We start from the raw sequence: 7654 nt of genomic DNA, 5'->3' as shown, positions 1-7654 counted from the left end.
CCAGTGAGCGATCCTGGACCGAGGTTTTGCCCCAGGCATCGGCAGCGGCATGGGCGGCGTCGAGGGCCTTGTCGATGTCGGCGGCACTGGAGCGCGGAAACTCGCCGATGACTTCGCCGTTGACCGGCGACGTGTTGGTGAAGTACTCAGCGTGGACCGGCGGAACGAATTCGCCGCCGATGAAATTGCCATAGCGCGGTTTGAAGGAAACGACGGCGCCTGGGGTTCCGGGTTGTGCGTAGATCATGATGGGCCTCTGCCTGGTCGATGCCTGTCGCGGGACAGGCGATAGGCCGATGGTAGAGAGCCCCACGCGGTGGACGAATGCGTCATTGGCAGGGGGCGCTCTCGTTATTTGGTCGTAGGTTTGTGGGGGGGGGGGGGGGGGGGGAGGCGGCGGATCAGCAACATCAATGCAAGATGTTCTGGCCCCTTCGCCCCCCCCCCCCCTCCCACAGGTTCTACATCTGCCAAAACTGTTTCAGCGCTTGGCCACCAACTCTTTCGGCAACTTGAACGTCCAGAGCATGCCGCCCTGGTTGAAGTCCTTCACGCGCTTGGCCACTTCGCCGCCCCACAGCGGTACCGCGCCGCCCCAGCCGGAGACCACCGAGACGTACTGCTCGCCGTCCATCTCCCAGGTAATCGGCGAGCCAAGCACGCCGGAACCGGTCTGGAATTCCCAGACTTTTTCCCCGGTCTTCGCGTTGAAGGCTTGCAGGAAACCCTCAGGCGTACCGGTGAACACCAAGTTGCCCTTGGTGGTCAGCACCCCGCCCCACAGCGGCGCGAAATTCTTGTGGCGCCAGACTTCCTTGCCGGTCTTCGGGTCGATGGCCCGCAGCACACCGATGTAATCCTCGTTCAGCGGCTTGATGGTGAACCCGGCGCCGAGGAACGCCGCGCCTTTCTTGTAGGCGATGCCCTCGTTCCAGATGTCCATGCCCCACTCGTTGGACGGCACGTAGAACAGACCGGTGTCCTGGTTATAGGCCATCGGCATCCAGTTTTTCGCGCCGAGGAATGCCGGGGCAACAAACACCGAACTGCCCTTGGCTTCGCTGCCCGGTGCGCCCGGGCGGCTGGTGTCTACGTAGATCGGACGCCCGTCCTTGTCCAGGCCGGAGGCCCAGGTGATCTTGTCGACGAACGGGAAACCACGGATGAACTTGCCATTGGTGCGGTCGAGCACGTAGAAGAAACCGTTACGGTCGGCCGTCGCCGCCGCCTTGATGTCCTTGCCACCGTCCTTGTAGTTGAACGAGATCAGCTCATTGACGCCGTCGTAGTCCCAGCCGTCGTGCGGCGTGCTCTGGAAGTGCCACTTGATGGTGCCGTCGTCCGGGTTCAGCGCCAGGCGCGACGAGGAATAGAGGTTGTCGCCAGGGCGCAGGTGTGAGTTCCACGGGGCCGGGTTGCCGGTACCGAACAATAGGAGATTGGTTTCCGGATCGTAGTAACCGCCCAGCCAAGGCGCGGCACCGCCGGTTTTCCACAGATCGCCAGGCCAGGTCTTGCCGGCCTCGCCGCCGGAGATACCATTCTCCACGGCCTTGCCGTTCTTGTAGACGTAGCCCATGTGGCCTTCCACGGTCGGCCGGGTCCAGAGCAGCTCGCCGTTTTTCGGGTCGAAGGCGCTGATCTGCCCAACCACGCCGAACTCGCCGCCCGCCACGCCGGTGATGAGCTTGCCATTGACGACCAAGGGCGCGGCGCTGATGGAATAACCTTCCTTGTGGTCGGCGACTTTTTTGCTCCACACCACCTTGCCGGTGTCCTTGTTCAAGGCCACCAGCTTGGCGTCCAGCGTGCCGAAGAACACCAGGTCGCCATACAGCGCTACGCCACGGTTGATCACGTCGCAGCAGGGGCGGATGTCATCGGGCAGGCGCGCATCGTATTGCCAGAGTTTCTTGCCGGTGCGTGCGTCCACCGCGAACACCCGCGAATAGGAGCCGGTGAGGTACATCACCCCGTCCTTGATCATCGGCTGGGCCTGCTGGCCGCGCTGCTTTTCGCCGCCGAAGGAAAACGCCCAGACCGGCCGCAGGTCCTTGACGTTGTTCACGTTGAGGGTGTCGAGCGGGCTATAACGTTGGCCCTGCACACCCAGGCCGTTGGTCACGACTTGCTGCGGATTTTTCGGGTCCTGGAGAATTTCCTGGTCGGTCACGGCGGCCAAGGCCGAGCCGGACAGCAGCATGGCACTGAGCAGCAGGCTCACGGCGAAGGATTGGCGACGTGCGGGATGAGTCATGACGGCTACCTCTGCGGTTATTGTTATACCCGGGAAATTTTCCCGGTCTGCCACGGATTCTTGGGCTCGGCGCCGTCGCCAACAATTGCCCGCAGTGTTGAGTTTTCTAGTTCCTTGGTACATGTGGGGGTGAGTGATCAGTCAGGGTTCTGGCTGTCCACTCGCCTCATCCCCGCCCGCTCATAACGCGGGTAAAGATGGCTGACGCTGCGAATCAGCTCATAACGGCTCAGGCTGATCGCGGCGAAGCGCTCGGGGATGGGGCTGCGGATCATCTCGGCCATGTCGTCGCCCCGGGCCGCGCCGTCGCGCATCAGTTGGTCGAGCCAGCCGAGGTAGTCGCGCATCTGCGCGAACGGCCGGGCATCCGCCGCCAGCGGACCATGACCCGGCACGATCTGCTTCCATGGCAGGCCCTGCAAGGTGTCCAGATCCTTGAGCCATATCTCCAGGCCGGGGCTGTTCGGGGTAGTCAGCGCTCGCTCATAAAACACCAGGTCGCCGGCGAACAGCACGCCCGTGGTTTCATCAAGGATCGCCAGATCCGCCCCGGTATGTCCGGCCAGCGCCAGCAAGCGCAACGAATGCTCACCCACCTGCAGCGTGCCGGGGCTCAACGCCTGCGTCGGCAGCAGCACCTCGGTGCCACGCATCCAGTCGCCTACCAACCGGTACATGTTTTCCGCCATTGCGTCGCCCTGTTGTCGCAGCAGATCGCTGGTGCCGGGCAGCGCCCCGATGGGCACATCGCTGAAGGCCTGGTTGCCCAACACATGGTCCGGGTGATGATGGGTCAGCAGCACCTGGATCACCGGCTTGTCAGTCGTTGCGGCGATGGCCTGGCGCAGCGCCTCGCCGTAGCGCTTCGACGGTCCGGTGTCGATGACCACCACGCCGGCCTCGGTGACGATGAACGCGGTATTGACGATATTGCCGCCGTTGGCCTTGGCGAAATTATCCGTGCTGCCTTCCAGCAGCCACGTGCCCTCGGCGATCTGCCGTGGCTTGAGCGAATACTCGGTGGCGGACCAGGCCGGCAGGCACAGCCCAAGACAGATCAGCAACAACCAGCGCATGGCGTGCTCCTTATGGTCAGGGAATGGCTGCGTCGAACTCGTTGCCGCTGTTGTCGCGCAGCAACAGGCGGGTCTGTCCCGGGCCCTGGATGTCGAAGCCCAGGGAGGGGTTTTCGCTGACCGCCGGAAACAGCTCCAGGCGCGCCAACGGCTTGCCGTCGGCATCCAGCAGCCGTGCCTGGTTGAGGAAAAACTCCGGGATGCCGCTGACCAGGCCGTTGTCCATGGGGTGGGCAACCTGCAGACGCAGGCGACTCGAATCGCCCCGCGGGTAGCGGCCGCCCAGCACTTCGCCCAAGTGTTCCTCCCAACCCGGTTGGGTGCGCACGACGCTGGGCGCGGTGCAACCGCCACCCGCCGCGTCGATCAGCGTCGAACCGACGTGCCACAGCCCGTCGCGGGTCTGCACCGCCGCACGCAATGGCGTGGCTTGCTCGATGCGAATACGGATCGACAGCCAGGGCAGCACCCGTTCCATGGGCTGGAAGTCGACAATCTTCGGCAACGGGTTCAGTTCGGCCCAGGCCAATATACGCACGACATCGCCGGTAAAGGCGCGGGCATCGATTTCCAGCGGCACCTGGCGCGCGTCTTCGGCAAACGGTGGCGCCAGCAGCCGGACTCGCTGGTCGAACACGAACGGCGCGTCCGCCAGTAGTTGCTTGTGATAGAAAGCCCACATCACCGAAGGCACCGGGTCCTTTCCCGGCTCGATCGCGCTCGCCATCAACGGCAGGCAACACCACAACAGGCCCCATGTTCGCCAGTTCATCGCTGCGCTCCTATTGATACATTTCCGGCACTTCGTAGCGCAGGCCATAGCGGGCATACACGGCCTTGAGGCTGCCGTCGCGGATCAACGCTTCCAAGGCTTCCTCCACCGCATAGGCCAGTTGCCGATTGCTTTCGTGCACGGCCATGCCGATTTCCCAGCGCTGCTTGCCCATGTTCGGATAGGCGTTCTCTGCCAGGGCCAATTGCGGATCAGCTGTCCGGTGCACCTGCCAGTCGATTTCCCCGCGCATCGCCATGACGGCATCGACCTCCCCGGCCTGCATGGCCCCGAAGGCCTTGGCAACGCTGGGGTAATGGCGGGTCTTGGCACTGAGCATGCCGTTGAACACAGACGTCAGGTAGAACGACGGCACGCTGTCGACTTCAACGCCAATGGGGTGTTGCTGGAACACCGCAACGCTGCCCACCGAGTCCAGTCGACGCCGGTCGTACGCCACTTGCCAGCATTCCTGCTGATACGGACCGAACATCACGACCTGGGCGTTCTCCAGCTCGCCAACGTCGTTGCGCCTTTGCATATAGTCATGGTCATAAGGCACTCGCATCATCAGATCGGCCAGTTGCCGATCGTGCAGCGGACTGCTGCGCCAGATGTAGTCGCGCAAGTCGTCGTCGAGCTTTTCGCCGGGCGGTGCCCAGAGCAGTTTCAGCCGTACGCCCAGGGCCTTGGCCAGGGCCTGCGCCAGCTCCACGTCAACGCCCCGCGGCTGGCCCTGGTCTTCAAAGCTGTAGGGAGCGAAGTCCTTGTAGACCGCGACCTTCAATTCACCGGCGGCGATCATCTGGTCATAGCTGCGCACTTGCGCCTGCACCGCCTGGCCACACAGCAGCAGGCTGCACATCACCCACGCGAACAGGCGCATGGCAATTACTCCTCGACGTGCACGCTGTCCAGGTAGGTACGCACCGCCCACAGGGCTTCCTGGCTCAGGTAATCGGCCATTTTCGGCATATACACCCGGCCATCGCGCACCGCGCCATGGCGCACGCGTTCGACAAACCATTCATCGCCAGCCTCGGCGGCGTCGAGCATGCGCAAGTCCGGGGCAATACCGCCGGACTTGGCCTCCAGGCCATGGCAGGCCGCGCAGTTCTGGTTGTAGGCCGAGGCGCCGATCTCCACGGCTTTTTCGCGCTCGGGAGCATTGCGATACGGGTTCTGTGCCGCCCAGCCGTCGGCATCCAATGGCAGGTTGGTGTCCTTGATCGGCGTCAGCCCTTGGGTTTCCACTGCCTGGGGCACTACGTTGCCATGGGCCCATACCGAGCCAGCGCCAGTCAGCCCTATCAGCAATGCGCTAGCGATGATGGCGTTGCGTTTTGTTGTCATTGTTATGCCCTCGAAATTGCACGCAAGACCTCTTCGCAGAGGCCGTGCCGTCATCTTAGGAAGCGCTCGCCGCCGGCCGAATGCTGCTTTGGTGGCCGCGGTCTAGTTCCTTGGTAGCGGGCCATCCGACGCAAGTCGCAAAGACAGGCGGTTTGGGAAATGTTCCCGGCAAAGGCGGGACTTTTTCCGTATCGGACAACGCTTGCGAGACCGACCCTAGTCAGGCCAAAACCTCACTGGGAAATCCCACCATGACAATAAAAACGCTACCTGCCCTCTCCTCCCTGAGCGCTGCCTTGCTGCTCGCCGGCGGCCTGTCCCTGGGGCCGCAGGCGCACGCCGCCGTCACCTGGGAAGACATCGCCAACGATCACCTGACGACGAAGGACGTCCTGCAATACGGCATGGGCACCAACGCGCAGCGCTGGAGCCCGCTGGCCCAGGTCAACGACAACAACGTGTTCAAGCTCACCCCGGCCTGGTCCTACTCGTTTGGCGACGAAAAACAACGCGGCCAGGAATCCCAGGCGATCGTCAGCGACGGGGTGGTGTACGTCACCGGCTCCTATTCCCGGGTATTCGCCCTGGACGCCAGGACGGGCAAGCGCCTGTGGACCTACAACCACCGCCTGCCGGACAACATCCGGCCGTGCTGCGATGTGGTGAACCGTGGCGCGGCCATTTATGGCGACAAGATCTACTTCGGGACGTTGGACGCACGAGTGGTCGCCCTGGACAAGAACACCGGCAAGGTGGTCTGGAACAAGAAGTTTGGCGACCACGCCGGCGGCTACACCATGACCGGCGCCCCGGTGCTGATCAAGGACAAGGCCAGCGGCAAGGTCCTGCTGATCCACGGCAGCTCCGGCGACGAGTTCGGTGTCGTCGGGCAACTGTTCGCCCGCGACCCGGACACCGGTGAAGAAGTCTGGATGCGGCCGTTTGTCGAAGGCCACATGGGCCGTCTCAACGGCAAGGACAGCACGCCGACCGGCGACGTCAAGGCGCCCTCCTGGCCTGACGACAAAACCACCGAGACCGGTAAGGTCGAGGCCTGGAGCCACGGTGGCGGCGCGCCTTGGCAGAGCGCCAGTTTCGACCCCGAGACCAATACCATCATCGTCGGCGCGGGCAACCCCGGACCCTGGAACACCTGGGCGCGCACCGCCAAGGACGGCAACCCGCATGACTACGACAGTCTCTACACTTCGGGCCAGGTGGGCGTCGATCCAAGCACTGGCGAAGTGAAGTGGTTCTACCAGCACACGCCCAACGATGCCTGGGATTTCTCCGGCAACAACGAGCTGGTGCTGTTCGACTACAAGGACAAGGACGGCAAACAGGTGAAGGCCACCGCCCACGCCGACCGCAACGGTTTTTTCTACGTGGTGGATCGCAACAACGGCAAGCTGCAGAACGCTTTCCCCTTCGTCGACAACATCACCTGGGCCAGCCACATCGACCTGAAGACCGGTCGCCCCGTGGAAAACCCCGGCCAGCGTCCGGCCAAGCCGTTGCCAGGCGAAACCAAGGGCAAACCGGTGGAGGTCTCGCCGCCGTTCCTGGGTGGAAAAAACTGGAACCCCATGGCGTACAGCCAGGACACCGGGCTGTTCTATGTGCCGGGCAACCAGTGGAAGGAGGAGTACTGGACCGAGGAGGTCAGCTACAAAAAAGGCTCGGCCTACCTGGGCATGGGTTTTCGCATCAAGCGCATGTACGACGATCACGTCGGCAGCCTGCGGGCGATGAACCCCACCACCGGCAAGGTGGTGTGGGAGCACAAGGAGCCGCTGCCGTTGTGGGCCGGTGTGCTGGCGACCAAGGGCAACCTGGTGTTCACCGGCACCGGTGACGGTTTCTTCAAGGCCTTCGACGCGAAAACCGGCAAGGAGCTGTGGAAGTTCCAGACCGGCAGCGGCATCGTCTCCCCGCCCATCACCTGGGAACAGGACGGCGAGCAGTATATCGGCGTGACCGTCGGTTATGGCGGCGCCGTGCCGTTGTGGGGCGGCGACATGGCCGAGCTGACCAAACCGGTGGCCCAGGGTGGCTCGTTCTGGGTGTTCAAGATTCCGAGTTGGGACAAGGCCACGGCGCAGAAATAACCCTGACCCAACTGGGATCTGACCTACATCACAATACCTGTGGGAGCGAGCCTGCTCGCGAAAGCGCAGTGCCAGTCAATATCAATGC

At 63.3% G+C, this 7654-nt stretch carries 7 protein-coding genes; 1 reads left to right on the top strand and 6 read right to left on the bottom strand.

The window, feature by feature from the left end; translation table 11 throughout:
* The 6 genes from ACE04F_RS28080 to pedF all read right to left on the bottom strand — a co-directional run.
* A partial coding sequence (locus ACE04F_RS28080; RefSeq protein ID WP_486110863.1) for an aldehyde dehydrogenase family protein occupies positions 1-247 on the bottom strand: 247 nt, incomplete at its 3' end.
* A 234-nt stretch (positions 248-481) separates the two neighbouring features.
* Positions 482-2257: a PQQ-dependent methanol/ethanol family dehydrogenase gene (locus ACE04F_RS28075; protein WP_486110861.1), complete on the bottom strand. Its 1776-nt coding sequence runs from the start codon at positions 2255-2257 to the stop codon at positions 482-484.
* Between the two features lie 137 nt (positions 2258-2394).
* On the bottom strand, positions 2395-3333 hold the full coding sequence (locus ACE04F_RS28070; protein ID WP_486110859.1) for a quinoprotein relay system zinc metallohydrolase 1: 939 nt from the start codon (positions 3331-3333) through the stop codon (positions 2395-2397).
* 16 nt (positions 3334-3349) lie between these two features.
* The gene (locus ACE04F_RS28065) at positions 3350-4105 is read right to left on the bottom strand and encodes a quinoprotein dehydrogenase-associated SoxYZ-like carrier (RefSeq protein ID WP_486110857.1); all 756 of its coding nucleotides are present in this window, start codon (positions 4103-4105) and stop codon (positions 3350-3352) included.
* Positions 4106-4115: 10 nt separating this feature from the next.
* Positions 4116-4991: a substrate-binding periplasmic protein gene (locus ACE04F_RS28060; RefSeq protein ID WP_486110856.1), complete on the bottom strand. Its 876-nt coding sequence runs from the start codon at positions 4989-4991 to the stop codon at positions 4116-4118.
* A gap of 5 nt (positions 4992-4996) precedes the next feature.
* The gene (gene pedF / locus ACE04F_RS28055; RefSeq protein ID WP_486110854.1) at positions 4997-5458 is read right to left on the bottom strand and encodes a cytochrome c-550 PedF; all 462 of its coding nucleotides are present in this window, start codon (positions 5456-5458) and stop codon (positions 4997-4999) included.
* A 251-nt stretch (positions 5459-5709) separates the two neighbouring features.
* Here pedF and exaA point away from each other — a divergent pair, with 251 nt between their 5' ends.
* On the top strand, positions 5710-7566 hold the full coding sequence (exaA, locus tag ACE04F_RS28050; RefSeq protein WP_486110852.1) for a quinoprotein ethanol dehydrogenase: 1857 nt from the start codon (positions 5710-5712) through the stop codon (positions 7564-7566).
* Positions 7567-7654 lie beyond the last annotated feature (88 nt).

Source organism: Pseudomonas sp. AGC41, assembly GCF_057334555.1.
Note: the sequence above shows the minus strand (reverse complement) of the source record. Positions and strands in the feature narration are given on the sequence as shown.

Bases quoted from the DNA above. Each gene is read 5' to 3' on its own strand.
- exaA (WP_486110852.1), top strand. From the start codon at position 5,710: ATGACAATAAAAACGCTACCTGCCCTCTCCTCCCTGAGCGCTGCCTTG.
- ACE04F_RS28070 (WP_486110859.1), bottom strand. From the start codon at position 3,333: ATGCGCTGGTTGTTGCTGATCTGTCTTGGGCTGTGCCTGCCGGCCTGG.
- ACE04F_RS28075 (WP_486110861.1), bottom strand. From the start codon at position 2,257: ATGACTCATCCCGCACGTCGCCAATCCTTCGCCGTGAGCCTGCTGCTC.
- ACE04F_RS28065 (WP_486110857.1), bottom strand. From the start codon at position 4,105: ATGAACTGGCGAACATGGGGCCTGTTGTGGTGTTGCCTGCCGTTGATG.
- ACE04F_RS28060 (WP_486110856.1), bottom strand. From the start codon at position 4,991: ATGCGCCTGTTCGCGTGGGTGATGTGCAGCCTGCTGCTGTGTGGCCAG.
- pedF (WP_486110854.1), bottom strand. From the start codon at position 5,458: ATGACAACAAAACGCAACGCCATCATCGCTAGCGCATTGCTGATAGGG.